The sequence below is a fragment of the Trabulsiella guamensis ATCC 49490 genome, from assembly GCF_000734965.1.
In the GTDB taxonomy this organism is placed as follows: domain Bacteria; phylum Pseudomonadota; class Gammaproteobacteria; order Enterobacterales; family Enterobacteriaceae; genus Trabulsiella; species Trabulsiella guamensis.
Genome location: NZ_JMTB01000081.1, coordinates 19,528 through 44,358, shown reverse-complemented (window position 1 = coordinate 44,358; position 24,831 = coordinate 19,528). Strand labels below are relative to the sequence as shown.

Here is a 24,831-nt window from a genome sequence, read left to right as displayed (position 1 = left end):
TAAAAAGTCTCCCCACATCAACATCGGTTAACGATTCTCTTCGTGTGGCAGCGAACGGATGATCAGCAGGCCGGTCTCTACCGCAACGCTGACTGAGGTGCCGGTGGAAAACCCGGCGGCTTCCAGCCATTTACCGCTCAGCACCAGGCTTGGGCTGCATGACACTCGGGTGGCTCGCCCGCTGTCGAGATCGATATGGCGCTTACGAACATAGCTGACCGTTAACTGGCGGAGGGGATTCAAAACAGGGGAAGAGGTGGTGACGTTTGTATTATGCATATTCTCTCCGGCGATTTTCAGAATGATTGCCGGGGCATGATATAACGTCGAATAAAATAAGGATAAATTCAGGAGAATAAATGCGAGGCGCTTTCCAGAATTTCACCCTCTGATAAAAAGCAAAGAGGGTGAATCAGGAATTAAACATTTTCAGTAATACGTCGTGCGGTTTCATAATGGTCTTGCCAGTAGCTGTCAGTCAGCTCTGACACCGTCACACCCTGGCTTTTTGATGCGTGGATAAATTTATCGTGACCAATGTAGACTCCCACGTGACGGTCGGCCGGCGAGGTTTTGAAGAATACCAGATCGCCCGGCTTAAGCTCATCCTGCGTGATGCGGTAGCCACCTCTGATCTGCTCGCCTGTAGTGCGTGGCAGCTCCATTTGCAGCGAACCGCGGAAAATTTTCTGCATTAGCGCAGAGCAGTCAATGCCATTGCGTGACTGACCGCCCCAGCGATATTGCGTCCCTTTCCATTTAGCATATTGGGACAGTATTTTGCTTTTAATATTTCCTTTCGGCGAAGGCAGTGTATATATCGACGGCTGGTATTTATCCATCGATACTAATTCAGAAGGCAAATTAAAAGCGCTGGCATTACCTGCCAGCATGGATGTTGCAATAACAATCATTGCAGGGATCAATTTTTTAAAATACATAACAAACCATCAATATATAAAAGAAGAAAAAGGGATTCCTTACGCGATATCCATCGGGTGCTGTCGGAAAGTAGGAGGATAATAATTTCTGCTTATTATTTGTTCAAGGAAAAGACAGTCCAGGTTTAGACTCTCAGAATCTTTCTCGGCTGGTGCGGAAAAAGAGAAAGGAGTATTATTGATGCAACTTATTTTTTGCCGAGGGCGCAACGGTGGGTGAACGTCTTGATCGTGAGAAGCTGACGATTCGCAGGATGATTGCGCTCTATGCACGGCAATGTCCCGGGGCTTCTGCAGAGCCTGGGCATTATCAGGCACTAAACGCGTATGCCGATAAGCGCCTTGATAAATGTATCTTTGGTGAAGAAAAGCCGGCCTGTAAGCAGTGTCCGGTGCATTGCTATCAACCGGCTAAACGGGAAGAGATGAAGCAGATTATGCGCTGGGCGGGGCCACGCATGTTGTGGCGCCATCCGATCCTGACCATCCGTCATCTGATTGATGATCGCCGTCCGGTGCCGGAATTACCTGAGAAATACCGACCGAAAAAGTAATCTGTGCGCCTATGCCAGCGCGTCTTTATCTATGCCAAGTCGCTTCATGCGTGAGAGCAGGGTGGTGCGTTTCAGTCCCAGCTTATGCGCCGCGCCGCGAGGCCCGGCGACCACGCCGTTTGACTCCTTCAGTACCCGAATAATCAGCTGATATTCATCTTCGCCGTCCTGCGCCTGCTCTGTGGCGGTCAGTGGCATGGCAAGCATCTCTGTGGTCAGTTCCGGCAGCGACAGTTGCAGTACATTTCCATGCGTCAATAGTACGGCGCGCTCGACTACGTTCTCCAGCTCACGCACGTTCCCCGGCCACTCCATGCGACTGAGTGCGCGCAGCGTCTCTGCCGGAATACTGTCGATGTTACGCCCCAGACGACGGGAAATTTTTGTGGTGAAGGCTTTAACCAGCAGGGGAATATCCTCCGGGCGTTCGCGCAGTGGCGGCAGGTGGATGGGAAACACATTAAGGCGATAGTAAAGGTCGCTGCGAAACTCTCTGTCGGCCACCATCTGCTTCAGGTCACGGTTGGTGGCGGCAATCAGCCTGACGTCGGTCTGAATCAGTTTGTTGCTGCCGAGGCGCTCAAACTCTTGCTCCTGCAGAACCCGCAGCAATTTTGGCTGTAGTTCCAGCGGCATGTCACCTACTTCATCAAGAAACAATGAGCTTTTGTCTGCCAGCTCAAACCGCCCGATACGTTGCGCGCTGGCCCCGGTAAAAGCCCCTCGCTCATGGCCAAACAGGTCACTTTCCAGCAGCCCGGCAGGCATCGCGGCACAGTTCATTTTCACCATCCGGCGACTGTTGCGACTGCTGCGATTGTGGATCGCGCGGGCAATCAGCTCTTTGCCGGTGCCGGTTTCGCCGAGGAGCAGTACGGTACTGTCGCTTTGCGCCACCATTTCGACCTGCTTGAGCACACTGTACATGGCGTTGCTGCGACCGATGATCTCGCCAGATTCGCTTTCGACGCTATTGAGTTGTTCTGTGAGCGCCAGGTTTTCATTCACCAGCCGCTCTTTCAGGCGATGAATTTCCTGGTACGCGAGCGCGTTATCCACGGCGATGGAGATGCGTTCGGCAATCTGGCGCAGCAATTTCAGGTTGGTGGTGGTAAATACCTTTTCGTCACACTGCGCGAGCTTCAGCACGCCCAGCATGGTCTCGCCGGACATCAGCGGTAGCAGGCACAGCGTCTGGATCTTGTTATCCCAGATCTCAAACAGCATCCGCTCGTAGGGGGCAAACGGGTCGCGCTCGTGCAGGTTGAGCAGCAACATCTCTTTGCTTTTAAATACTCGCTCCGTCAGCGTTCCCGCTTCGTCGGTTTCACTCTGATTGTGTACAGGATGATGGTCGTCGAGGTAATGGGTAGAGTAGATATTGAGCTTGCCTTTGCGGTTACTACGCAACACCACGCTGATGGCATCAATACGAAAATAGTGATGGATCTCTTTCGCCACTTCGCTGACCAGTTCGTCCATGTCGAGACGTGACAGAACAGCGTTGGTGATCGCCACCAGAATGCGGAAGTTATCGCGCTCGTGGCACAGCATGTCGTAATCGACGTTATTGGTAACGCGGCTCTGGATCTGCTCGGTGACAACAGCGACGATCTGGGTAAAAACATGCAGGCGCTGATACTCCTGCTCCGTCCACGGTCTGTCATCGTTGCGAATAAATTCGCAGCCGCCAAAAATGCGCCCCTCAGCGGCCAACGGCAACAGGCAGTAACGGCCGAATGCCGGATAGAGCGGCTCCGTCACCAGTTGGGGCCAGGTGTCGCTGAATTCCTGATAGCTGCATTGCAACGCATCCGGTCGCGACAACAAACGACGCAATGGCCCGTGCGCCAGCACCGTTTCATCTTCATAAGCGATAGATTTCCCGGTCACCGGCGTGGCGTAGTAGCTGGCCCGGTGATTACCGGGATGCCAGAGTACAATTGCCGCCCGATCCGCCAGCGCGGACTGCTTTACCAGCCGCAACAGCGCCTCGCTGACCGCGGTAAGATCCGGCTGCTGTAGTAACGTGCGGGTGATATCGAACAGCCCCTGCTGCCCGAGATCCCCCATGGGGGTATATGACATTGCACTCATCCAAAAAATGACGCGGGAAAGCGGCGAATTTTATTGTGACTTAATGATTAATATCGTTTTTGAATAAAAGCATTAACAGATTCTGGGTAATGGCTCCGCATGCGGTAAATCCAGCGTACGCTTCACGCCGTACAGACCTGTCAGACGAACGCCACGGCGCTCCACCACTTCACCAATCATCGCCGCATGCTGGCCGAGCGGGTGCGAACGCAACTGCGCCAGTATGCTTTCTACGGCATCACGGGTGACAGCGATCACCAGTTTGCCTTCGTTAGCGAAATTGAGGGCTTCCAGACCGAGCAGTTCGCAGACACCGCGCACTGCTGCATTGACCGGCAACTGCTGTTCGTTGAGTTCAATACCGCAACCGCTGGCGGCCGCAAATTCATGCACCACCGCGTTCACGCCGCCACGGGTGGCGTCGCGCAGGGCTTTCACGCCGGGAATGCCACGCAGCAACTGAATAAGCGGCGTCAGTACTGCGCAATCGCTGACCAGCTCGCCGTCGAGCCCCAGTTGTTCACGCAGGTTAAGGATAGTCGCGCCGTGATCGCCAAGCGTACCGCTGACCAGTAACACGTCACCGGGCGTCAGTGTCTGCGCGCCCCAGTGGATATCTGCCGGAATGGCGCCCAGCCCGGCGGTATTAATAAACAGTTTGTCCGCCGCACCGCGCTGCACCACTTTGGTGTCGCCGGTAACGATGGCAATATCTGCCGCTTTGGCCGTCTGCGCCATGCTGTTGACTACCGCTTCCAGCGTCGCCATCTCCAGCCCTTCTTCAAGGATAAATCCGCAGGAGAGAAAACGGGGAATAGCGCCGCTGACAGCGACATCATTGGCGGTTCCACACACCGCCAGCTTGCCGATGTTGCCACCAGGGAAAAACAGCGGATCGATAACATAGCTGTCGGTAGAAAACGCCAGCCGATCGCCCTGGGCGGTGAACTGCGCCAGATCAAGCCGCGCCTGATCTTCCTGCTCCGCCAGCCACGGATTGTTAAACGCCTGCATAAACAGATCGTGGATTAACTGCTGCATCGCCTGGCCGCCGCTGCCGTGCGCTATCTGGACGCTTTTCATGCTTCACATTCCTGACTTCGATATTGATACCACGCGGCGCACGCGCCTTCGGAAGAGACCATCAGCGCGCCAAACGCGCTCTGTGGGTTACAGGTATTGCCAAACAACGGGCACTGATGCGGTTTGCAACGGCCCGTCAGCACTTCGCCGCAGCGGGCGCGCGGATCGTCATATACTTTCTGCGGAGCTGGCTGGAAATGCGCTTCGGCATCAAAACGCTGGTAGTCGTCGGTTAAACGGACGCCTGAGTCGTTAATCAGCCCCAGTCCGCGCCATTCGCTGTCGCCTCTGACGGTAAACACCTCGGCGATGGCGGCCTGCGCCAGCGGGTTGCCGCTGTCCGGCACCACGCGACGGTACTGGTTTTCCACCTCGCTTTTCGCCGCGATTTTCTGCTCGACCAGCATGCAGACGCCCTGCAGCAGATCCATTGGCTCAAATCCGGCGACCACTAAGGGGCGATGATACTGGCTGGCGATAAACCCGTAGGCGTCAGTGCCAATCACCATGCTGACATGTCCCGGCGCGAGGAACGCGTCAATGCCGTTATCCGGCTGTTCCAGCAGACTGCGCAGGGTAGGAATTAAGGTGATGTGCTGGCAGAAAAAGAAGAAGTTATCGACATTCTGCTCGCGCGCCTGCTTCAGGGTAATGGCGGTGGTGGGCATGGTGGTTTCAAACCCAAGGCCAAAGAACACCACTTTGCGTTGCGGGTTTTGTTGCGCCAGTTTCAGCGCATCCATGGGCGAATAGACGATACGAATATCTGCGCCGCGCGCTTTGGCCTGCATCAGCGAGCCGTTTTTGCCCGGCACGCGCATCGCGTCGCCAAAGGTGCAGAAAATCACTTCAGGGTGGCTGGCGATTTCGGTACAGGTATCAATGCGCCCCATCGGCAACACACACACCGGGCAACCCGGGCCGTGGATGAATTCGATGTTTTCCGGCAATAACTGATCGAGACCAAATTTAAAGATGGCGTGGGTATGCCCACCACACACTTCCATGATACGCAGCGGCCGCGCCGCGCTGTAATCGAGAAGTTCAGCGCGCGCGCTGAGGTGAGCGATAAGTTTCATCACCTGTTCGGGGGCGCGATATTCATCCACAAAACGCATTATCTCTCCTCCCCATACAGCAGGGCGCCGACATCCGGCTCCACCTCGTACATGTTTTGTAGTGCCGCCAGCGTGTCGCGGGCTTCGGTTTCGTTAATCACGCTCATAGCGAAACCGACATGCACCAGCACCCACTGACCGAGGCGCGATGCGCCGGTGTCATCAACGTGACCGACCAGAGTGAGATCGACATCGCGGCGAATGCCATTGACGTCAACTTTCGCCATGCTGCCGTCAATGGCGCAAATCTGGCCTGGAATGCCTATGCACATCGCTGTGCCTCCAGCCAGTTTAGCCACTGTTCCATGCCTTCGCCGCTGGTGGCAGAGATAAGGATAATGTCAATGTTCGGGTTCACTTCCCGCGCATACGCCATGCATTTTTCTACGTCAAAACTGAGGTAGGGCAGTAAGTCGACTTTGTTGAGCAGCATCAGCGAAGCAGCAGCAAACATATGCGGATATTTCAGCGGTTTGTCTTCCCCTTCAGTGACTGACAGCACCGCCACTTTATGACGCTCGCCGAGATCAAACCCTGCCGGGCAGACAAGGTTACCGACGTTTTCAATAAACAGAATGCCGCCATCGTCGAGCGGCAGGCGTGGCGCGGCATCGGCAATCATCTGTGCATCGAGGTGGCAGCCTTTTCCGGTATTGACCTGAATGGCAGGCGTGCCGGTGGCGCGAATGCGCGCGGCGTCGTTGACCGTTTGCTGATCGCCTTCGATAACCGCGCAGGGCACGCGGCCGTTCAGCCGTTGCAGGGTTTCGGTCAGCAGGGTGGTTTTACCGGAACCGGGGCTGGAGACCAGATTCAGCACCAGTTGTTGATGCGCAGCGAAACGCGCGCGGTTGCGGGCCGCGAGCTGGTTGTTTTTATCCAGCACGTCGATTTCAACTTCCAGCATCCGGCGCTGGCTCATGCCCGGCGCATGGGTGCCCGCTTCGCCATGACCATAGTGTAGATCGCCATGCTCAGACTGCGTGGGGGTGAAATCCTGCGTTTTGATCCCGGTGATGCTTAGCGCAGGGCGCGCAGCAGGGGCGAACGGGGCGCTACGAAACGCCGAATGAGGATTGTGTTCGTCACCTTCAATATAGAGGTTGCCTTCTCCGCAACCGCAAGTGGTACACATAACTTACTCCTGATCAATTTCAATTCGCTGGATCTGCATCCCGTCATCCGCCACGATCTGCAGCGCGTCGCTCTGACACTGCGGGCAGCGGCGAACGTGTTGTGACAGCAGATGAACGTATTGCTGACAGCGTTCGCACCAGCACTCGGCCTGCTGCTCTTCAATATGCAGTTTACAGCCTTCCGCAAGCGTGCCGCGACAAACCAGATCAAAACAGAAGCGAAGTGAGCTGCTTTCTACGCAAGAAAAAGCCCCAATTTTGATCCAGACCGCAATTACGCGTTTCGCGCCATTCGCCGCGGCCTGCTGTTCGACGATTTCTATCGCCCGCTGGCAAAGCGTAATTTCATGCATAGTGCCTCCATCTTTCATTCGTCGCAGAAATGCAAAATGCAGACCATCTTTTATCCATTTGATTTTTGTAATAAAGAGCAAAAGCGACACGGTAAAAATGACACTTATGACGATCTGTCGCCACGAATGACGGTGACCGGATACTGGCGGAAAACAGCGATCGTCAGAAACGTCGTCACACTGTCGACGACACGCAGTCAGGACGGTTGTTTTTGTTTATATTATTGATTTTAAATGAATTAATTAAGTGGCATGGGATTTGCTAATCAAGCGAGATCATTTTCTTCAGCTTCAGAGGAATACACATGAACCGCTTTGTGATTGCGGATCCTCAGTGGTGCATCGGATGCAATACCTGCCTCGCAGCTTGCACTGATGTCCACAAAGCGCAGGGGTTACAGCAACACCCCAGGCTTGCGATGACGCGAACCGAAAGCAGTACCGCGCCGGTGCTTTGCCGTCATTGCGAAGACGCGCCCTGCAAGCAGGTGTGTCCGGTGAACGCCATCGCCTTTGAGGACGGCGGCGTTCTGCTCAATGAAAGCCTGTGCATCGGCTGTAAGTTGTGCGGTCTGGTTTGCCCCTTTGGCGCGATTACGCCGGCAGGCAGTTCGCCGGTGGATGTGCCTGCGCAATATGAATACGTCGTGCCCGCCGGGCTGCTCGGTGATGTCCCGGCAAGCCCGGAGGGAATGAACCCCTTCCTGAGCTGGAACGCCGGTGTCCGTACCGTCGCGGTGAAATGCGACCTGTGCCACTTCCTGCCGGAAGGACCGGCCTGCATTCGCGCCTGCCCGACACACGCGCTGCACCTTATCGAACCTGAGTCGGTTGATGCGCTGGCGCAGCAGCGCCGGGCGTTGACGGCCCTGTCGATGCCGGATGAATTGCCAGGCATGGATTATCTCACTGGGGAGCAAAACTGATGGATTCACTGCAATTACTGATGTGGTCTGTAGTGCTGTACGTCGCCGGTGGGGTGATTTCATTGCTGATGCAAAATCACGAGCGGGGCGCTATCCGCATCGCCGGACTGTGCGCCATCGCCGGGGGTATCCTCGGCCTTTTAAGCGCTCTGCCGGTACTGCTCGGCGGAGAAGTGCTGACCTGGAGCGCCACGGGGCCGTTCTCCTTTGCTCCTTTCAGCCTGCGTATGGACAGTCTTGCGGCCTTTATGGTGACGGTCATTTCACTGCTGGTGACCCTCTGCGCGCTCTATTCGCTCTCCTATATGGAGGAGTATCTGGGCAAAGGCGCCGCGTCGATGGGCTTCTTTATGAATCTGTTCATCGCCTCGATGGTAGGCCTGATGGTGATGGATAACGGCTTCTGGTTCATCATTTTGTTCGAAATGATGTCGCTGGCGTCGTGGTTCCTGGTGATCGCCGACCAGAGCGAAGAGTCCATCAAAGCCGGTCTGCTCTACTTCTTCATCGCCCACGCTGGTTCGGTGCTGATTATGGTGGCCTTCTTCCTGATGTGGCGCGAAAGCGGCAGCCTGGAGTTTGAGTCGTTTCGCCACCTGAGCCTGAGTCCGGTAATGGCCTCCGTCGTCTTTATTCTTGCCTTCCTCGGCTTCGGCGCCAAGGCCGGTATGTTGCCATTGCACAGCTGGCTGCCGAAAGCGCACCCGGCGGCGCCTTCGCATGCTTCCGCGTTAATGTCCGGGGTGATGGTGAAGGTGGGGATCTTCGGCATCATCAAAGTGGGTGTTGATCTGCTTGGTGCAAGCCAGAGCTGGTGGGGCATTCTGGTGCTGGCCTTTGGTGCGGTTTCCTCTGTGCTCGGCGTGCTCTACGCGCTTGCTGAGCACGATATCAAACGCCTGCTGGCCTGGCACACAGTCGAGAACATCGGCATCATCCTGATGGGCGTCGGCGTGGGGATGGTCGGCATTGCCAGCCATCATCCGCTGCTGGCGGTTATCGGCCTGCTCGGCGCACTGTTCCACCTGCTCAACCATGCACTGTTCAAAGGGCTTTTGTTCCTTGGCGCCGGGGCGGTGATCTTCCGCGTTCACACCCGTGATATGGAAAAAATGGGTGGTCTGGCGAAACTGATGCCGCTTACTGGTACCGCGTTTCTCATTGGCTGTATGTCCATTTCTGCGCTGCCGCCGCTGAACGGTTTCGTCAGCGAGTGGTTTACCTATCAGTCGCTTTTCACCATGAGTCATGACGGCGATTTCGCCATGCGTCTGGCCGGGCCGGTGGCGATCGTCATGCTGGCGATCACCGGCGCGCTGGCGGCGATGTGTTTCGTGAAAGTTTACGGCATCAGCTTCTGCGGCGGTGCGCGCAGCGAACAGGCGGAACATGCGCGTGAAGTGCCATGGCCGATGACAACGGCGATGATCGTAATGGCGCTGCTGTGCGTCGCGCTGGGCGTGGGTGCTTCCCTTGTCGCCCCGGTGCTGGCGCAGGTGGCGACCTCGCTGACTCACGGTGCTGACGTGACCGTGGCGAGCAACATGCTGCTCCAGCCGGGCGACAGCGCGCAGGCGATGCTCTCTCCGGCGGTTTCTTTCCTGTTGTTGATTGCGCTTCCGGTGCTGCCGCTCGCGGTGTGGTGGGCACTGCGTGGCGATCGCGGCGCATTTCGCCGCCGTGGAGAACCGTGGGCTTGCGGCTATGCATGGGAAGAGGCGATGTCCGCATCCGCAGGCAGCTTTACTCAGCCGCTGCGTGTGATGTTCGCACCGCTATACCGCATGCGTAAGCAGCTTGATCCGTCGACAGCGTTGAACCGCAGCCTGACAAAAGTGACCGAAGGGGCTGCGGCGGTCGAGCCGTTCTGGGACGACCGTATTATCTGGCCGCTGGTGCGTCTGGTTCAGCGGATGGGGGCCGGTATCCAGCGGATGCAGAGCGGGGACTTCCGCCTCTACTGCCTGTACGTAGTGGTGGCGCTGATTGTTCTGTTACTGACCGTGGCCCTGTGAGGAGAATGAGATGTTAATCCAACAAACGCCAGAGTGGGGAATGGGGCTGTTTGCGCTCTGTCAGGCGGCAGTATTGCTGGCGCTGACGCCGCTGATGACCGGTATTTCCCGCCAGATCCGCGCGCGGATGCAGTCGCGCCGTGGCCCGGGCATTCTTCAGGACTATCGGGATCTCGGCAAGCTGATGAAGCGTCAGCCAGTAGGGCCGCAACAATCCGGCGCTATGTTCCGCGTGATGCCGTGGGTGCTGCTCAGCAGCATGTTACTGGTGGCGATGGCGCTGCCGGTCTTTACCCGTACCTCGCCGTTCGGTGGCGCGGGAGACCTGATCACCCTGTTGTATCTGTTCGCCCTGTTCCGCTTCTTCTTTTCGCTCTCCGGGCTCGACAGCAGCAGTACCTTCGCCGGAATTGGTGCCAGCCGCGAGTTAACCCTCGGCATTCTGGTTGAGCCGATTCTGATCCTCGGCCTGCTGGTGGTGGCACTGATTGTCGGCTCCACCAACATTGGCACCATCAGTGCGGTGCTGTCAGAGGGGTGGTCCTCGCCACTGGCGATTTTCATGGCTTTCCTGGCCTGCGGTTTCGCCGCGTTTATCGAGATGGGCAAAATCCCCTTCGACGTGGCGGAAGCCGAGCAGGAATTGCAGGAAGGGCCGCTCACCGAATATTCCGGCGCAGACTTTGCGCTGGTGAAGTGGGGGATTGGTCTCAAGCAGGTGGTGGTAGCCGAGATGTTCCTCGCGGTGTTCATTCCGTTTGGTAAAGCGGCGAGCCTTTCGGCATCGGCGCTGTTACTGGCGCTGGTGGTGATGATTATCAAGCTGGTGGTGGTCTTTGTGCTGGCCTCCATCATTGAGAACTCACTGGCGCGCGGACGCTTCCTGCTGACCCATCGCGTGACCTGGCTTGGCTTCGGCATCGCGGTGCTGGCCTTCGTCTTTTACTTTACCGGTCTGTAAGGAGCGCCGCTAATGATGGAAAAAATAGCGCTGACGACCCTGCTACTGCCGTTTATCGGCGCACTGCTGACGGCCTGCCTGCCGCAGTGCCGGGCGCGCATCGTCTGTACATTGTTTGCGTTGCTGGCGACGCTTGGCACGGTGGCGCTCGGCTGGCAGTTTCTGACAGGCGGAAAGGTTGCAGAAACCTGGACGCTGGTGAGTTATCACGGTATGGCACTCTTTGGCTTCACCATTGACCGGATAAGCACGCTGATTGTTTTCGCGGTGGTGTTCCTTGGCCTGCTGGTGAGCCTGTACTCCACCGGCTATCTGACCACCGGTAACCGTGAACATCCGCATGATGGCGGCAACCGTTACTACGCGTTTCTGCTTATCTTCATTGGCGCGATGGCGGGGCTGGTGCTCTCATCCACGCTGCTCGGGCAACTGCTGTTCTTCGAAATTACCGGCGGCTGTTCCTGGGCGCTGATTGGCTACTACCAGACGCCAAAATCCCAGCGTTCGGCGATGAAAGCGCTGCTGATCACGCACGTTGCGTCGCTGGGGCTGTATCTGGCTGCCGCCACGTTGTTCCTCAACACTGGCACCTTTGAACTGAGTGCGCTGAGCCAGCTTTCGGGCAGTGCCAGCTATATCGTCTACGGTGGGATCCTGTTCGCTGCGTGGGGGAAATCGGCACAACTGCCGTTGCAGGCCTGGCTTCCGGACGCGATGGAAGCGCCTACCCCGGTGAGTGCTTACCTGCATGCTGCGTCCATGGTGAAAGTGGGTGTCTATATTTTTGCCCGCGCCATTATCGAGGGTGGCAATGTGCCGCACGTGATTGGCTGGGTCGGGATCGTCATGGCCACCATCACGCTGATCTACGGCTTCATGATGTACCTGCCGCAGAAAGACATGAAACGCCTGCTGGCGTGGTCCACCATCACCCAACTCGCGTACATCTTCCTCGCGCTGTCTCTGGCGGTGCTGGGTTCAAAAGAAGCCTTCGACGGTGGGATTGCCTACATCTTCAACCACGCGTTCGCCAAGAGCCTGTTCTTCCTGGTGGCCGGGGCATTCAGCTACAGCTGTGGTACGCGTCTGTTGCCGAAACTGCGTGGCGTGATAGGCAAATCGCCGCTGCTCGGTATCGGCTTTTGCGTCGCCGCACTGGCGATTGCCGGTGTGCCGCCGTTCAACGGTTTCTTCAGTAAATTCCCGATTTTTGCCGCTGGTTTCTCACTCTCCACCCACGACTGGGCACTCATCCCGGTCATGGTACTGGTGCTGATTGAGTCGGTGGCAAGTTTCGGCTGGCTGATTTACTGGTTTGGTCGCGTTGTGCCCGGGGAGCCGAGTCCGGAAGTGGCGCAGATGTCGCCACTGCCGCTGGCAATGCGTGTGGTATTGGTCGTGCTGGTAGTGATGTCGCTGTGCTCAAGCGTGATTGCTGCCCTCTGGCTTAACTAAGGGAGTCGATGATGACCGGAACCTTAATTGTTAATAATCTCGCCGGGCTGATGATGGTGACATCGCTGCTGGTGATTGGTGCCAGACATCCGCGCAGCTCCTGCTGGTTCTACGCCCTGCAGTCGCTGGTGCTGGTGCTGATTTTTTTCACGCTTTCCAGAACGCTGGATTCCGAACAACTGCTGATGTGGTCGTTCAGCGCGTTCCTCACTAAGGTCGTGCTGGTACCGCTGATCATGGGGTATGCGCTGCGTAAGCTTGCCGACCCGACGGCGGATGTGAGCCTGATAAGCCCGGCGATGCTGATGGTCGCCGCGGCAGTGATTGTGGTGCTGTGCTGGTTTGTCGTTAGTCCGGTGGCGCTGCCGCTGCTGCATGAACTGAAACCTGCGCTGGCGGTGGCGCTGGGCCACTTCCTGCTGGGACTGCTGTGCATCGTGACTCAACGCAACATCCTTAAGCAGGTGTTTGGCTACTGCCTGATGGAAAACGGTTCGCATCTGGTTCTCGCTCTGCTGGCGTATAAAGCGCCGGAACTGGTTGAGATTGGGATTGCCACCGACGCCATCTTCGCGGTGATCGTCATGGTGCTGCTGGTGAGGAAAATCTGGCGCACGCTCGGCACGCTGGATGTTAACAAACTGACAGCGCTGAAGGGATAACACCATGAGTCATAATGCTATTTTCACTTTACTCATCCTCACGCCGCTGCTGTTTTCACTGCTGGCGTTTGCCTGCAGAACGCTCGGCGCGGCGGCTCGTTCGGCGGTAACTTTGCTGCACAGCCTCGGCATCCTTGCGCTGTTGGGCGTGACGTTCTGTGCTGTTCGCGCGGTGTATCTGCAGGGGGAAATTTTCTCCAGCAACCTGTGGCTGCACGTGGACAGCCTGAGCGCCCTGTTTCTCGCCATCCTTGGACTCATCGGTTTCCTGACCGGGCTGTACTCGATGGGGTATATGCGTCATGAGGTGGACGAGGGGGAAATCTCCGTCGCCACGTTGTGCAACTACTACGGTTTCTTCCATCTGTTCCTGTTCACCATGATGCTGGTGGTCACCAGTAATAACCTGATTGTGATGTGGGCGGCGATTGAAGCCACCACGCTCAGTTCGGCGTTTCTGGTGGGGATTTACGGCCAACGCTCTTCGCTGGAAGCGGCGTGGAAGTACATCATCATCTGTACCGTCGGCGTGGCGTTTGGCCTGTTCGGCACCATTCTGGTGTATGCCAATGCGGCGAGCTTTATGCCGGATCCGGGTAACGCCATTTTCTGGACCGAAGTGCTGAAACATGCCGGGCAGCTTGACCCGACGCTGATGCACCTGGCGTTTGTCTTCGTGCTGATTGGCTTTGGTACCAAAACCGGCCTGTTCCCGATGCATGCCTGGCTACCGGACGCGCACAGTGAAGCGCCAAGCCCCACCAGTGCGTTGCTGTCGGCGGTACTGCTCAACTGCGCGTTGCTGGTGATCATTCGCTTCTACATCATCATCAGCCAGGCCATCGGCCCGCAGTTCCCCAGCACACTGTTGCTGATCTTCGGTCTGCTGTCGGTGGCGGTGGCGGCATTCTTCATTCTGGTACAACACGACGTTAAACGTCTTCTGGCCTATTCCAGCGTGGAAAACATGGGGCTTATCGCTGTCGCGCTGGGGATTGGCGGCCCGCTGGGCGTACTGGCGGCATTGCTGCATACCCTGAACCACAGCCTCGCGAAAACGCTGCTGTTCTGCGGTTCCGGCAACGTGCTGCTCAAGTACGGCACCCGCGATCTGGGCGTTGTGCGTGGCATGCTCAGACTGATGCCGTTCAGCGCGGTGCTGCTGGCCGGCGGTGCGCTGGCGCTCGCCGGGATGCCGCCATTCAACATTTTCCTCAGTGAATTTATGACCGTGACCGCCGGGCTTGCGGCCGGGCATTTGTGGCTGACCCTCATCCTGCTGTTGCTGTTAACCGTGGTGCTCGGCGGTCTGGTGCGCATGGTGGCCTGCCTGTTGTTTGGCGCCGCCCCGGAGGCCACCAGCCGCGGTGAGCTTGGTCTGCTGACCACGCTGCCGATGGCGATCCTGCTGGCGCTGATGCTGCTGATGGGGACGCATATTCCACAGCCAGTCAGCCACATGCTGGAGAACGCGACCACGGTGGTAATGAAAGCCTCCCCGCAACAGACGTATCAGTGGCCATGGGCGGTGAGTCGCGCCACATCCTCGAATCACAGTGATTGCACCCGCGAGTGTGCTGGAGAAATGAAGTGAGTTATCAACAATATATGAACGGTCTTGCGCAGGGCGATCTCCGTGGTATGGGCTATGTGGCGGCGGTGCGGGAGAAATTCCCCGGCGCCATTATCGATGAAGAGCGTCAGACCAACGACCAGCTCACCATCACCGTCAAAATGAACGTGATGCCGGAGATTGTCGAGTTTCTCTACTATCAGTGCGGCGGCTGGTTGCCGGTGCTGTTTGGTAACGACGAGCGCACCCTTAACGGCCATTTCGCCGTTTACTATGCGCTGTCGATGGAAGAGGGCGAGAAGTGCTGGGTGGTGGTGAAGGCGCTGGTGGATCACTCTCTTGAATTTCCGTCAGTCACACCCCGCGTTCCGGCGGCAGTGTGGGGCGAGCGCGAAATCCGTGACATGTTTGGCCTGAAGCCGATTGGCCTGCCGGATGAGCGTCGTCTGGTGCTGCCGGATGACTGGCCGGACGATATGCACCCGCTGCGTAAAGACACCATGGACTATCGCCAGCGCCCGGCACCGACCACGGAGACCGAAACCTACCCGTTCATCAACGATGGCGACAAGCGTTCGCGCGTCGTCCCCGTGGGCCCGATGCATATCACCTCAGATGAGCCAGGCCACTTCCGGCTGTTTGTGGATGGCGAGCAGATTGTGGATGCCGATTACCGCCTGTTCTACGTGCATCGCGGTATGGAAAAACTCGCGGAAACGCGAATGGGCTATAACGAAGTCACTTTCCTTTCTGACCGTGTGTGCGGTATCTGTGGCTTTGCTCACAGCGTGGCATACGCCACGTCGGTCGAAAATGCGTTAGGCATTGTGGTACCACAGCGGGCGCACACCATTCGCTCGGTGCTGCTGGAAGTCGAACGCCTGCACAGCCACCTGCTGAATATCGGGCTTTCCAGCCATTTTGTTGGTTTCGACACCGGTTTTATGCAGTTCTTCCGTGTGCGTGAGAAGTCGATGACCATGGCGGAACTGCTCACTGGCTCGCGCAAAACCTATGGCCTCAACCTGATTGGCGGCATTCGCCGCGACATTCTGAAAGAGCAGCGGATTAAAACTCTGCAACTGGTGCGCGAGATGCGGGCCGAGGTCAGCGACCTGGTTGAGATGCTGTTGGCGACGCCAAACATTGAACAGCGTACTCAGGGCGTCGGGATCCTCGATCGCAAAGTAGCGCGGGATTACAGCCCGGTCGGCCCGCTGATCCGCGGTAGTGGTTTTAAACGCGATATGCGCTTCGACCACCCGTATGCCGATTACGGCAACCTGCCGAAGACCCTGTTCTCCTTTGATGGCGGCGATGTGTTCTCCCGCGTGATGGTTCGAGTGAAAGAAACCTTCGACTCACTGGCGATGATCGAATACGCGCTGGAAACTATGGGGGAAGGGCCATTGCTGACCGAGGGCTTTACCTACCAGCCGCACAAGTTTGCGCTGGGGTATGTCGAAGCGCCGCGAGGCGAAGATGTTCACTGGAGCATGCTTGGCGACAACCAGAAGCTGTTCCGCTGGCGCTGCCGTGCGGCAACCTACGCGAACTGGCCGGTGCTGCGCTACATGCTGCGCGGCAATACGGTTTCCGATGCGCCGTTGATCATCGGGAGCCTCGACCCATGCTACTCCTGTACCGATCGCGTGACCTTAGTGGATGTGCGTAAACGCAAGTCCACCACTGTGCCTTACAAGGAGATTGAACGGTATGGCATTGAGCGTTCACAGTCACCGCTTAAGTAAGGATTGAACGATGCTGAAACTGTTTAAAACCATTCTGAAAGCGGGTGAACCGACGGTGAAATACCCGTTCAAACCGCTGGAGGTGTGCCCGGGCTTTCGTGGCAAACCAGAGCTGGATCCACAGCAGTGCATCGCCTGCGCGGCCTGTACCATGGCGTGCCCGGCCAATGCGTTGACCATGGAAACTCATCCGGAAAGTAACGAGCGCATCTGGCAGCTGTTTATCGGCCGCTGCATTTTCTGCGGCCGCTGCGAAGAAGTATGCCCGACAGGCGCTATTCGGCTGTCGGAGGACTTCGAACTGGCGGTGACTAACAAAGCTGATTTATATGTAAAAGCGGTGTTTCGTCTGCAGCACTGTGTGGCGTGCCATCAGCCCTTTACGCCGGAAAAATCGGCGCAGTATGCTGTGGAGCTGTTACGTCAGTCCGGGGTCAGCGATGAGGCGCTGGCAGGCATGAGTACACAGTTGAGTACCTGTCCGGCGTGTAAACGCAAACAGACGCTCGCCAGCCACGATCAGCAACCCATCAGTTTTACCGTTGCGGAGGAGCGCCATGAGTGAATTTAATCATCACGTCAGTCAGCCGATTACGCTGACCGACGATGTCGCGCGGATGAAGCAAACGCTGCTGAAAGATATTAAGCGTTCAGCCTACGTTTACCGCGTCGACTGCGGCGGTTGCAACGGCTGTGAAATCGAGATCTTTTCCGCGATTACGCCAGTCTTTGATGCCGAACGCTTTGGCATCAAAGTGGTGGCTTCACCGCGCCATGCCGATATTCTGCTGTTTACCGGCGCCGTCACCCGCGCTATGCGCATGCCTGCGCTGCGGGCGTACGAGTCGGCACCGGATCCGAAAATCTGCATCTCTTACGGCGCCTGCGGCGTTGGTGGCGGGATCTTCCACGATCTCTACTGCGTCTGGGGTGGCAGTGACACCATCGTGCCAGTGGATGTATGGATCCCGGGCTGCCCGCCGACGCCTGCAGCCACTATTCATGGCTTTGCCGTGGCGCTCGGTCTGCTGGAGCAAAAACTCAAAGGTGTTGAGCACGTTCAGGGGGAGGACGAAAAACCGGCGCTGATCCTGCCTGATATTCCGTTGAGCCTGCGCGTTTCGGTTGAGCGCGAAGCGCGGCGAATGGCGGGCTACCGACAGGGGAAAATAATAAGCCACCGTTTCCTTGAACTCCTGCAACATCAGGAGACTGCAGGTGTTGAAGCCTGGCTTAAGCAGGAAAATGATCCCCGGCTGGCGGAGATTGTGCAACGGTTGACGGGCATTGTGGCCGGGCAGGTGGTGGCATGAGTGAATCAGGAAAAGTGACCTTTTGGTCGCTGCGCCAGAAGTTTGTCGACAGCGATGACGATATTCCCGCCGAAAGCCAGCAGGTGATGTATTACTCGCTGGCGATTGGTCACCACGTCGGCATGATTGATTGTCTGAAAACGGAACTGCAATGCCCGCTGGAAGGGTACAACGAGTGGCTGGCGTTACTGCCGGAAGGAGAAGGGCGTCGCAAGTTGAGCGGACTGCTGAAGTTCGGCGAAATCACCATTGATTCGACACACACCTCGCTTCTGGCTTATACCGTTGATGCGCTGAGTAAAACCGGCGCGGAGCCTTTCAGAAGCTGGAGCCGGCGCCTGATTGAACTGCTGGGAGAAATTGAGCGCGAACCGGCAATCTACCTCATCGCGAAGCGCCACTAAAACCGCTCTGCGCGGGAGCCGTTACAGCTCCCGCGTGTTAATTCCCAGCCGCTGCATCCTCGACAGCAGCGTGGTGCGCTTCAGCCCCAGCTTGTTGGCAGCCCCTTTTGGCCCGGCGACAATTCCGTTGGTTTCACGCAACGCCTGCAAAATACGTGCTCGTTCGTCATCGTCGTTTTCCGGCGTCTGCGGATTGAACATGGCGGGTAATTTACGGGGCGTAACGTGGACAGTCGCTATCGGTGCCGCTGCAGGCGGTATTTTCAGCTCATTGAGCTGCAGATTCAGCGTACTGCCTTCGGTGAGGATCACTGCGCGTTCAATGACATTCTGCAGTTCCCGCGCGTTGCCCGGCCACGGGTAGCGGCACAGCGCCTGAATTCCGGCAGCAGGAACGGTATCGATGGTTTTATTCATGCGCGCTGCCAGTTTGCGGGTAAAGCTGGTCACCAGTGGCGGAATATCCTCCGGGCGATCGCGCAGCGGCGGCACTTCCACCGGAAAGACGTTCAGGCGGTAAAAGAGATCGCTGCGGAACGTTTTTTCTTCAACCATCTGCTTCAGGTTGCGGTTAGTGGCAGCCACTACGCGCACGTTTACCGGGATCACCTGGTGTCCGCCCACGCGCTCAATTTCACGCTCCTGCAAAACCCGCAGCAATTTTGGCTGTAGCTCAAGCGGCATGTCGCCAATCTCGTCGAGAAACAGTGTCCCGCCTTTCGCCATTTCAAACCGTCCGATATGAGTACTGGTGGCGCCTGTAAACGCCCCTTTCTCATGGCCGAACAGATCACTTTCGAGCAGGCTTGCGGGGATCGCCGCACAGTTAATTTTCACCAGCGGCCCGGCAGAACGCGGGCTGAGTTTATGGATCGCACGGGCGATAAGTTCCTTGCCGGTGCCCGTTTCCCCGAGAAGTAACACCGTGCTGTCGCTGGTGGCGACAATTTCCACCTGACGGAGCAAGTTTTTCATCGCCGTACTCTGGAAAATAATGTCGTTCAGGCTTTCGGCATTTTGAATTTGTTCGTTAAGCCAGGTATTTTCCTGTTTTAACGCATCTTTAAGTCGGGTTATTTCATTCCATGCGTTGGAATTATCCACGCCAATGCTGATTCGTGAAGCGATTTGCCCTAACAACGAACAGACGGCAGGGGTAAAAGCGCCAATATCAGTGTGGGCAAGGATCAGAATACCCGGTGAGTGAGAATTAAAGGTCAGCGGTAACAGCAACGCGACCTGCATGCCGACGGAATAAAGATCGTGCAGCAGCGGTTCGGTGGTTTCTGCGTTCAGGGCAACGGCTTGCGGGTGCTGAAGCCGGTTTTGTATATCGCTCTCCGCGAGTGGATAATTTTTCTGCTCGCAATAGTTGCCTTTACCCTCTTTCCACAGGCAGTGGATGACCGGAAAGTGGACAGCGTTGCCGCCGTCCAGAAAAGCGATTGAAACTGAAGGAATGGCGAAGTAACGGTGAATATCTTCTGAGATGGCGGCAACCATTCCGTCCCGGTCGAGATGCGCGAGCACCGAGTTGGTGATATCCACCAGAATACGATATTCGTCACGTTCGTCTTTTAACTGATGAAAGAATTCCAGTAGTTCCGGTTCAACGCCGGAATTAATCATCGCTATCAGATGCTTATTCCACTCTTCATTCGAAATGGGAATCGTTCTTATTTTCTTGCCTGACAGCTTCTTTACATCATTCATCTGTTCAGCCTGTTCGATTGGTATCGTCTGATAGTAGCAATGATTCGGCAATACTATTTAAGATCATTACTCATGCGCAGCGTGCAATATAAGATATTCAGCGCTGATGTTTCGTTGATATCAGTAGGGGTTTCTTCAATTAAGATGGATACAGGTGGGGAGTGAATGTGACCAGCGTATTACTGTGTGTCGGCAATAGCATGATGGGTGACGACGGTGCCGGTCCGCTGCTGGCGGAAATGTGTGCCGCCGCACCGCAGGGAGAGTGGATTGTTTTCGACGGGGGGAGCGCGCCGGAACGAGACGTGGCGGCGATTCGTGAACTCCGGCCGCAGCGACTGATGATCGTCGATGCTACTGATATGGGGCTCGATCCCGGCGAAATTCGCATTATCGACCCGGACGATATCGCGGAAATGTTCCTGATGACCACGCACAACATGCCGCTGAACTACCTGGTGGATCAACTGAAAGAAGACATTGGCGACGTGATTTTTGTCGGTATTCAACCGGATATTGTCGGTTTTTACTACCCAATGACGCCGAACATTAAAGCGGCAGTGGAAACGATTTATTCACGGCTGGCAGGGTGGGAAGGGAGCGGCGGATTTCTTCCGCTTTAAGTTTTAGCCCGGTGGCGCTGCGCTTACCGGGCGTAAAACACTACGCTAAATCCGCGCCGTTACTGGCAATCACTTTCTTATACCACCAGAACGATTTCTTGCGTGTACGCGCCAGCGTGCCGTTGCCTTCGTCATCGCGATCAACATAGACAAAACCGTAACGCTTGCTCATTTCTCCGGTCGAAGCGGCCACCAGATCAATGCATCCCCAGGTGGTGTACCCCATCAGCGGGATCCCGTCATCAATGGCGTCGCGCATCGCTTTGATATGCTCGCGCAGGTAATTAATGCGGTAGTCGTCGTTGATCTCTCCGTTGGCATCAGGCTCGTCACGCGCGCCGAGCCCGTTCTCCACCAGAAACAGCGGCTTCTGGTAGCGGTCGTACATCATGTTCATGGTGATGCGCAGCCCCAGCGGATCAATGCCCCAGCCCCAGTCGCTGGCTTCGAGATAGGGGTTTTTCAGCGACTTAACGACGTTCGCCGCACTGGTGTTATTGCTATTCATTTCTGCTGACGCACAGCGGGAGGCGTAATAGCTGAAGGAGACGAAATCGACGGTGTTTTTCAGTACTTCGTCGTCGCCCGGATCTTTAACAATCACCACCCCTTTTTCACGAAACACTCGCGCGGAATAGGCCGGATAAGCACCGCGCGCCTGTACATCAATAAAGAACAGGTTTTCGCGATCTTTCTCCAGCGCCGTCCAGACATCTTCCGGCTTGCAGGAGTACGGGTAAAAGTTGCCGCCAGCCAGCATGCAGCCGACCTGGTTGGCCGGATTGACCTCATGGGCGATTTTCGTCGCCAGCGCGCTCGCCACCAGCTCGTGATGTGCCGCCTGATACTTCACCTGATCCTGATTTTCACCGGCTTCAAACACCAGTCCGGCACCGGAGAAGGGGCTGTGCAGCATGATATTGATTTCATTGAAGGTCAGCCAGTATTTCACCAGACCGTCAAAGGCTTCAAAACAGGTGCGCGCATAGCGAGTGAAGAAGTCGATCATCTTGCGGTTGCGCCACGAGCCATATTCCGTTACCAGATGCATCGGTACGTCAAAATGGCACAGCGTAACCAGCGGTTCGATGTTGTACTTTTTGCACTCTTCGAACACCGAACGGTAAAAGGCGATCCCCGCTTCACAGGGAAACGGCTCGTCACCGTTCGGGTACAGTCGGCTCCAGGCGATGGAGGTGCGAAACACGCTGAACCCCATCTCCGCCATCAGGGCGATATCCTCTTTGTAGCGATGGTAAAAATCGATCGCCACGTGGCTTGGGTAAAATTCGTCGTCACGCAACTGAAAACGCTTTTCCAGACCCAGCTTAACCGGCATTCTGCCTGCGCCGTGCGGGATCATATCGACGGTGGTCAATCCCTTACCGCCTTCCTGATACGCGCCTTCAGACTGGTTGGCGGCCAGTGCGCCGCCCCATAAAAATCCTTGCGGAAAACTCGACATCCGTTACCTCTTTACTGTGTTAATTCAGGCTTTTGCCGCTTTTGCATCCGCCGCATGCAGCGCCCGGGCTTTCGCTGCATCTTCTTCAACCGGGATATCCTCAAAGCCAAGCAGCAGCGTCAGGACAAAGGACAGCACAACCGCCAGCGCCATCACGGCAAACACCCAGACGATGGAAATCGGGTTGGCCGGATCAAAGAACTGGACGCTGGTGAACAGGCCCGGCGCCGCCATCGAATGGCTGGCAAGCCCGGCGACACCGGCGACCGCGCCGCAGACAAAACCGCTGATCAGGCTGGCGATAAGCGGGCGTTTCAGGCGAACCGCTACCCCGTACAGCGCCGGTTCAGAAATCCCCGCCAGAATGGCGGATGCCGCCGCAGCCAGGGCCGTCTGGCGCAGTTCCGGGTTTTTGGTTTTCCATGCCACCGCCAGCGAAGAGCCGCCGAGCGACAGGTTTGCGCCGATTTCAGACGGCATAACCATGCCTTCTTTACCGGTTTCGGCAATGGTCTGAATAATCGTCGGAGTAAACACACGGTGCATACCGGTCATTACCAGTAATGGCCAAAGGGCGCCCATAATGGCCACCGACAGCCAGCCGAGATAGCCGTGAATGGTGTACACCAGCGCAGAGATCGCGCTCCCGATCCAGATGCCAATCGGCCCAATTAACAGGATAGCCAGCGGTGCGGCAATCAGCACAATCAGCATCGGTTTGAGGAAGTTTTTAGTCACCGCAGGGGTGATTTTATCGACCCAGCGTTCGATATACGAGAGGCACCAGGTCATCACCAGCGCCGGGATAACCGTATAGGTGTATTTCACTGCAGTGACTGGAATCAGCGCGAACTGAACCTGTTCACCCTGAGCGGCTTTCGCCATCAGGTCGATAAACGCCGGATGCACCAGTACGCCGGCAATGGCAATCGCCAGCGACATGTTAGTTTTGAATTTCAGTGCAGCTGAGGCGGCGACCATCAGCGGCAGGAAGAAGAATGCACCATCGCCGATCACCGTCAGAATGGTCAGCGTGGGCGACGCTTTTGGCAGCGCACCGGACATTTCCAGCACCATCGCCAGCAGCTTGATCATCGAGCCGCCGATAATGGCCGGGATCAGCGGCGACATGGTGCCGATCAGCGCGTCGAGGATCCCGGCGCCGATGCGCCGTAATGTCAGTTTCGGTTTTTCCGTCGACTCCGCAGGTTTCAGATCCCCCGGCAGCAGAGCGACCACTTCCTGATAAGCCTGGGAAACCGTGTTGCCGATAATCACCTGGCATTGATTGTCGCTGCGCACCACACCCAGCACGCCGTTGAGGCCTTTCAGCGTTGCGCTGTCGACGCGGTCGTTATCTTTCACCACGAAGCGCAGGCGGGTCATGCAGTGGGTAACTGCGGTAATGTTATCGACGCCACCGAGAGCATCGATGACGGCGCGGGCCAGAGCCGGATAATTTTTGGACATCGGATTGTCATCCTGTTTTAAGGGTACGAATATCACGTAGGAAACCGGTTCCACAAAATCATGATGAGTTTCAGTTTTTGTGGCAAGAGATCTGCAAAATCATTTTTTCGTTTTGTGATTCAGATCGTCAATTGCAGCAGGGTGCTGAAAAAGCACAACGGCTGAAGTACACTGCGAAGATTAATTTCATAGGGATACGCAACATGGCAACGATGCTGGAAGTGGCAAAGCGTGCCGGGGTCTCGAAGGCCACGGTTTCCCGGGTGCTTTCGGGGAATGGCTATGTCAGCCAGGAGACCAAAGATCGCGTTTTTCATGCCATCGAAGAGAGCGGTTATCGCCCGAATTTGCTGGCGCGTAATCTGGCAACGCAAAAAACCCAGACCCTCGGGCTGGTGGTCACCAACACGCTTTATCACGGCGTCTATTTCAGTGAGCTGCTGTTTCATGCCGCGCGGATGACGGAAGACCAGGGACGTCAGTTGATTCTGGCGGACGGTAAGCACAGTGCTGAAGAAGAGCGCGAGGCTATCCAGTATCTGCTTGATATGCGCTGCGACGCGATCGTGATTTATCCCCGTTTTCTCAGCGTCGAAGAAATGGATGAGATCGTTGAGAGCCACTCGCGGCCGATTGTAGTGCTGAACCGCCGCCTGCGGCATAACAGTAGCCACAGCGTATTCTGCGATCACAAAGCCACCAGCCAGGTGGCGGTCGAGCAGCTGATTGCGCTGGGGCACCGTGACATTGCTTTCGTGACGGGGTCGCTCGATTCACCGACTGGCGTTGAACGTCTTTCGGGTTACAAAGAGGCGCTCTCCCGGCATAACATCCCGCTGCGTGAGTCATTGATTGTCTCAGGTAAATGGACCCCCGCCAGCGGTACGGAGGCCGTGGATACACTGCTGGCGCGGCAGGAGACGTTCAGCGCGATTGTCGCCAGCAACGACGATATGGCCGTCGGCGTCCTCAGGCAGTTGCATCACCACGGCATCCGGATACCGCAGCAGGTGTCGGTGATCGGTTTTGATGACATCGCACTGGCGCCTTATATGATCCCGTCGCTGGCGAGCGTCCGAATTCCCGTCACCGAGATGATCAAAGAGACGATTGGCCGGGTGATTTTTATGCTCGACGGTGGCGAGTTTAAAATACAACAGCGCTTTACCGGGGAACTGATCCCACGCGATTCCGTCGCTAACGGTCCATACGCCTGAT

The 24,831-nt window shown here is 56.5% G+C and carries 24 protein-coding genes; 13 read left to right on the top strand and 11 right to left on the bottom strand.

Annotation, left to right across the window (positions count from 1 at the left end; all coding sequences use genetic code 11):
- Positions 1-27: 27 nt before the first annotated feature.
- On the bottom strand, positions 28-279 hold the full coding sequence (locus tag GTGU_RS12625; protein ID WP_038157570.1) for a SymE family type I addiction module toxin: 252 nt from the start codon (positions 277-279) through the stop codon (positions 28-30).
- Positions 280-419: 140 nt separating this feature from the next.
- Positions 420-941, bottom strand: coding sequence for an NlpC/P60 family protein (locus GTGU_RS12620; protein ID WP_038157567.1), 522 nt, complete (start codon positions 939-941; stop codon positions 420-422).
- A gap of 212 nt (positions 942-1,153) precedes the next feature.
- On the opposite strand from GTGU_RS12620, the gene GTGU_RS12615 reads away from it, so the two are divergent.
- Positions 1,154-1,495: a nitrous oxide-stimulated promoter family protein gene (locus GTGU_RS12615; protein WP_038157563.1), complete on the top strand. Its 342-nt coding sequence runs from the start codon at positions 1,154-1,156 to the stop codon at positions 1,493-1,495.
- Positions 1,496-1,504: 9 nt separating this feature from the next.
- Here GTGU_RS12615 and flhA read toward each other — a convergent pair whose 3' ends face one another.
- From flhA to hypA, 6 genes are all read right to left on the bottom strand, one after another.
- Positions 1,505-3,583 (bottom strand): formate hydrogenlyase transcriptional activator FlhA, encoded by a 2,079-nt coding sequence (gene flhA / locus GTGU_RS12610; protein WP_038157559.1) that lies wholly within the window; start codon positions 3,581-3,583, stop codon positions 1,505-1,507.
- Positions 3,584-3,664: 81 nt separating this feature from the next.
- Positions 3,665-4,675: a hydrogenase expression/formation protein HypE gene (hypE, locus tag GTGU_RS12605; protein WP_038157557.1), complete on the bottom strand. Its 1,011-nt coding sequence runs from the start codon at positions 4,673-4,675 to the stop codon at positions 3,665-3,667.
- Positions 4,672-5,793, bottom strand: coding sequence for a hydrogenase formation protein HypD (hypD, locus tag GTGU_RS12600; protein ID WP_038157555.1), 1,122 nt, complete (start codon positions 5,791-5,793; stop codon positions 4,672-4,674). The genes hypE and hypD overlap by 4 nt, the downstream gene beginning before the upstream one ends.
- Positions 5,793-6,065 (bottom strand): HypC/HybG/HupF family hydrogenase formation chaperone, encoded by a 273-nt coding sequence (locus tag GTGU_RS12595; RefSeq protein WP_038157553.1) that lies wholly within the window; start codon positions 6,063-6,065, stop codon positions 5,793-5,795. Before GTGU_RS12595 ends, hypD begins: the two co-directional genes overlap by 1 nt.
- The gene (gene hypB / locus GTGU_RS12590) at positions 6,056-6,928 is read right to left on the bottom strand and encodes a hydrogenase nickel incorporation protein HypB (protein WP_038157552.1); all 873 of its coding nucleotides are present in this window, start codon (positions 6,926-6,928) and stop codon (positions 6,056-6,058) included. The genes GTGU_RS12595 and hypB overlap by 10 nt, the downstream gene beginning before the upstream one ends.
- 3 nt (positions 6,929-6,931) lie before the next feature.
- A complete protein-coding gene (hypA, locus tag GTGU_RS12585) occupies positions 6,932-7,282 on the bottom strand; it encodes a hydrogenase maturation nickel metallochaperone HypA (protein WP_038157549.1) in 351 nt (116 codons plus the stop codon).
- Positions 7,283-7,587: 305 nt separating this feature from the next.
- Here hypA and GTGU_RS12580 point away from each other — a divergent pair, with 305 nt between their 5' ends.
- From GTGU_RS12580 to GTGU_RS12535, 10 genes are read left to right on the top strand one after another with little or no spacing between them, the layout of a single operon-like run.
- Positions 7,588-8,208: a 4Fe-4S dicluster domain-containing protein gene (locus GTGU_RS12580; RefSeq protein ID WP_038157547.1), complete on the top strand. Its 621-nt coding sequence runs from the start codon at positions 7,588-7,590 to the stop codon at positions 8,206-8,208.
- Entirely contained in the window at positions 8,208-10,223 is a 2,016-nt protein-coding gene (hyfB, locus tag GTGU_RS12575; RefSeq protein WP_038157545.1) for a hydrogenase 4 subunit B, read from the top strand. The genes GTGU_RS12580 and hyfB overlap by 1 nt, the downstream gene beginning before the upstream one ends.
- A gap of 10 nt (positions 10,224-10,233) precedes the next feature.
- Entirely contained in the window at positions 10,234-11,184 is a 951-nt protein-coding gene (locus GTGU_RS12570) for a respiratory chain complex I subunit 1 family protein (protein ID WP_038157543.1), read from the top strand.
- 12 nt (positions 11,185-11,196) lie between these two features.
- Positions 11,197-12,639, top strand: a complete 1,443-nt coding sequence (locus tag GTGU_RS12565) for a hydrogenase 4 subunit D (protein WP_038157541.1) — start codon at positions 11,197-11,199, stop codon at positions 12,637-12,639.
- A gap of 11 nt (positions 12,640-12,650) precedes the next feature.
- Positions 12,651-13,301: a hydrogenase 4 membrane subunit gene (gene hyfE, locus GTGU_RS12560; protein ID WP_038157539.1), complete on the top strand. Its 651-nt coding sequence runs from the start codon at positions 12,651-12,653 to the stop codon at positions 13,299-13,301.
- A gap of 4 nt (positions 13,302-13,305) precedes the next feature.
- Positions 13,306-14,895: a hydrogenase 4 subunit F gene (locus tag GTGU_RS12555; protein WP_038157538.1), complete on the top strand. Its 1,590-nt coding sequence runs from the start codon at positions 13,306-13,308 to the stop codon at positions 14,893-14,895.
- Positions 14,892-16,625: a hydrogenase large subunit gene (locus GTGU_RS12550; protein WP_038157536.1), complete on the top strand. Its 1,734-nt coding sequence runs from the start codon at positions 14,892-14,894 to the stop codon at positions 16,623-16,625. The genes GTGU_RS12555 and GTGU_RS12550 overlap by 4 nt, the downstream gene beginning before the upstream one ends.
- A 10-nt stretch (positions 16,626-16,635) precedes the next feature.
- Entirely contained in the window at positions 16,636-17,190 is a 555-nt protein-coding gene (gene hyfH, locus GTGU_RS12545) for a hydrogenase 4 subunit H (RefSeq protein ID WP_038157534.1), read from the top strand.
- Positions 17,183-17,938, top strand: a complete 756-nt coding sequence (locus GTGU_RS12540; RefSeq protein ID WP_038157531.1) for an NADH-quinone oxidoreductase subunit B family protein — start codon at positions 17,183-17,185, stop codon at positions 17,936-17,938. Before hyfH ends, GTGU_RS12540 begins: the two co-directional genes overlap by 8 nt.
- Positions 17,935-18,342, top strand: a complete 408-nt coding sequence (locus tag GTGU_RS12535; protein ID WP_038157528.1) for a formate hydrogenlyase maturation HycH family protein — start codon at positions 17,935-17,937, stop codon at positions 18,340-18,342. Before GTGU_RS12540 ends, GTGU_RS12535 begins: the two co-directional genes overlap by 4 nt.
- Positions 18,343-18,363: 21 nt before the next feature.
- Here the strand turns inward: GTGU_RS12535 and GTGU_RS12530 are convergent, their stop codons facing one another.
- Positions 18,364-20,055, bottom strand: coding sequence for a sigma 54-interacting transcriptional regulator (locus GTGU_RS12530; RefSeq protein WP_051857335.1), 1,692 nt, complete (start codon positions 20,053-20,055; stop codon positions 18,364-18,366).
- Positions 20,056-20,222: 167 nt separating this feature from the next.
- On the opposite strand from GTGU_RS12530, the gene hycI reads away from it, so the two are divergent.
- Positions 20,223-20,678 (top strand): hydrogenase maturation peptidase HycI, encoded by a 456-nt coding sequence (gene hycI / locus GTGU_RS12525; protein WP_038157681.1) that lies wholly within the window; start codon positions 20,223-20,225, stop codon positions 20,676-20,678.
- 40 nt (positions 20,679-20,718) lie between these two features.
- Here hycI and GTGU_RS12520 read toward each other — a convergent pair whose 3' ends face one another.
- Both GTGU_RS12520 and ascF read right to left on the bottom strand, forming a co-directional pair.
- On the bottom strand, positions 20,719-22,143 hold the full coding sequence (locus GTGU_RS12520; RefSeq protein WP_038157525.1) for a 6-phospho-beta-glucosidase: 1,425 nt from the start codon (positions 22,141-22,143) through the stop codon (positions 20,719-20,721).
- A 24-nt stretch (positions 22,144-22,167) separates the two neighbouring features.
- Complete coding sequence (ascF, locus tag GTGU_RS12515) at positions 22,168-23,613, bottom strand: PTS cellobiose/arbutin/salicin transporter subunit IIBC (RefSeq protein WP_038157522.1); 1,446 nt, start codon at positions 23,611-23,613, stop codon at positions 22,168-22,170.
- Between the two features lie 203 nt (positions 23,614-23,816).
- On the opposite strand from ascF, the gene GTGU_RS12510 reads away from it, so the two are divergent.
- Positions 23,817-24,830, top strand: coding sequence for a LacI family DNA-binding transcriptional regulator (locus tag GTGU_RS12510; RefSeq protein WP_038157680.1), 1,014 nt, complete (start codon positions 23,817-23,819; stop codon positions 24,828-24,830).
- Position 24,831 lies beyond the last annotated feature (1 nt).

Bases quoted from the DNA above. Each gene is read 5' to 3' on its own strand.
- GTGU_RS12580 (WP_038157547.1), top strand. From the start codon at position 7,588: ATGAACCGCTTTGTGATTGCGGATCCTCAGTGGTGCATCGGATGCAAT.
- GTGU_RS12520 (WP_038157525.1), bottom strand. From the start codon at position 22,143: ATGTCGAGTTTTCCGCAAGGATTTTTATGGGGCGGCGCACTGGCCGCC.
- GTGU_RS12510 (WP_038157680.1), top strand. From the start codon at position 23,817: ATGGCAACGATGCTGGAAGTGGCAAAGCGTGCCGGGGTCTCGAAGGCC.
- GTGU_RS12595 (WP_038157553.1), bottom strand. From the start codon at position 6,065: ATGTGCATAGGCATTCCAGGCCAGATTTGCGCCATTGACGGCAGCATG.
- ascF (WP_038157522.1), bottom strand. From the start codon at position 23,613: ATGTCCAAAAATTATCCGGCTCTGGCCCGCGCCGTCATCGATGCTCTC.
- GTGU_RS12565 (WP_038157541.1), top strand. From the start codon at position 11,197: ATGATGGAAAAAATAGCGCTGACGACCCTGCTACTGCCGTTTATCGGC.
- hypA (WP_038157549.1), bottom strand. From the start codon at position 7,282: ATGCATGAAATTACGCTTTGCCAGCGGGCGATAGAAATCGTCGAACAG.
- hypD (WP_038157555.1), bottom strand. From the start codon at position 5,793: ATGCGTTTTGTGGATGAATATCGCGCCCCCGAACAGGTGATGAAACTT.
- hyfH (WP_038157534.1), top strand. From the start codon at position 16,636: ATGCTGAAACTGTTTAAAACCATTCTGAAAGCGGGTGAACCGACGGTG.
- hyfE (WP_038157539.1), top strand. From the start codon at position 12,651: ATGACCGGAACCTTAATTGTTAATAATCTCGCCGGGCTGATGATGGTG.
- hypE (WP_038157557.1), bottom strand. From the start codon at position 4,675: ATGAAAAGCGTCCAGATAGCGCACGGCAGCGGCGGCCAGGCGATGCAG.
- GTGU_RS12620 (WP_038157567.1), bottom strand. From the start codon at position 941: ATGTATTTTAAAAAATTGATCCCTGCAATGATTGTTATTGCAACATCC.
- GTGU_RS12535 (WP_038157528.1), top strand. From the start codon at position 17,935: ATGAGTGAATCAGGAAAAGTGACCTTTTGGTCGCTGCGCCAGAAGTTT.
- GTGU_RS12540 (WP_038157531.1), top strand. From the start codon at position 17,183: ATGAGTGAATTTAATCATCACGTCAGTCAGCCGATTACGCTGACCGAC.
- hyfB (WP_038157545.1), top strand. From the start codon at position 8,208: ATGGATTCACTGCAATTACTGATGTGGTCTGTAGTGCTGTACGTCGCC.
- flhA (WP_038157559.1), bottom strand. From the start codon at position 3,583: ATGTCATATACCCCCATGGGGGATCTCGGGCAGCAGGGGCTGTTCGAT.
- hypB (WP_038157552.1), bottom strand. From the start codon at position 6,928: ATGTGTACCACTTGCGGTTGCGGAGAAGGCAACCTCTATATTGAAGGT.
- GTGU_RS12570 (WP_038157543.1), top strand. From the start codon at position 10,234: ATGTTAATCCAACAAACGCCAGAGTGGGGAATGGGGCTGTTTGCGCTC.
- GTGU_RS12625 (WP_038157570.1), bottom strand. From the start codon at position 279: ATGCATAATACAAACGTCACCACCTCTTCCCCTGTTTTGAATCCCCTC.
- GTGU_RS12530 (WP_051857335.1), bottom strand. From the start codon at position 20,055: ATGAATGATGTAAAGAAGCTGTCAGGCAAGAAAATAAGAACGATTCCC.
- GTGU_RS12555 (WP_038157538.1), top strand. From the start codon at position 13,306: ATGAGTCATAATGCTATTTTCACTTTACTCATCCTCACGCCGCTGCTG.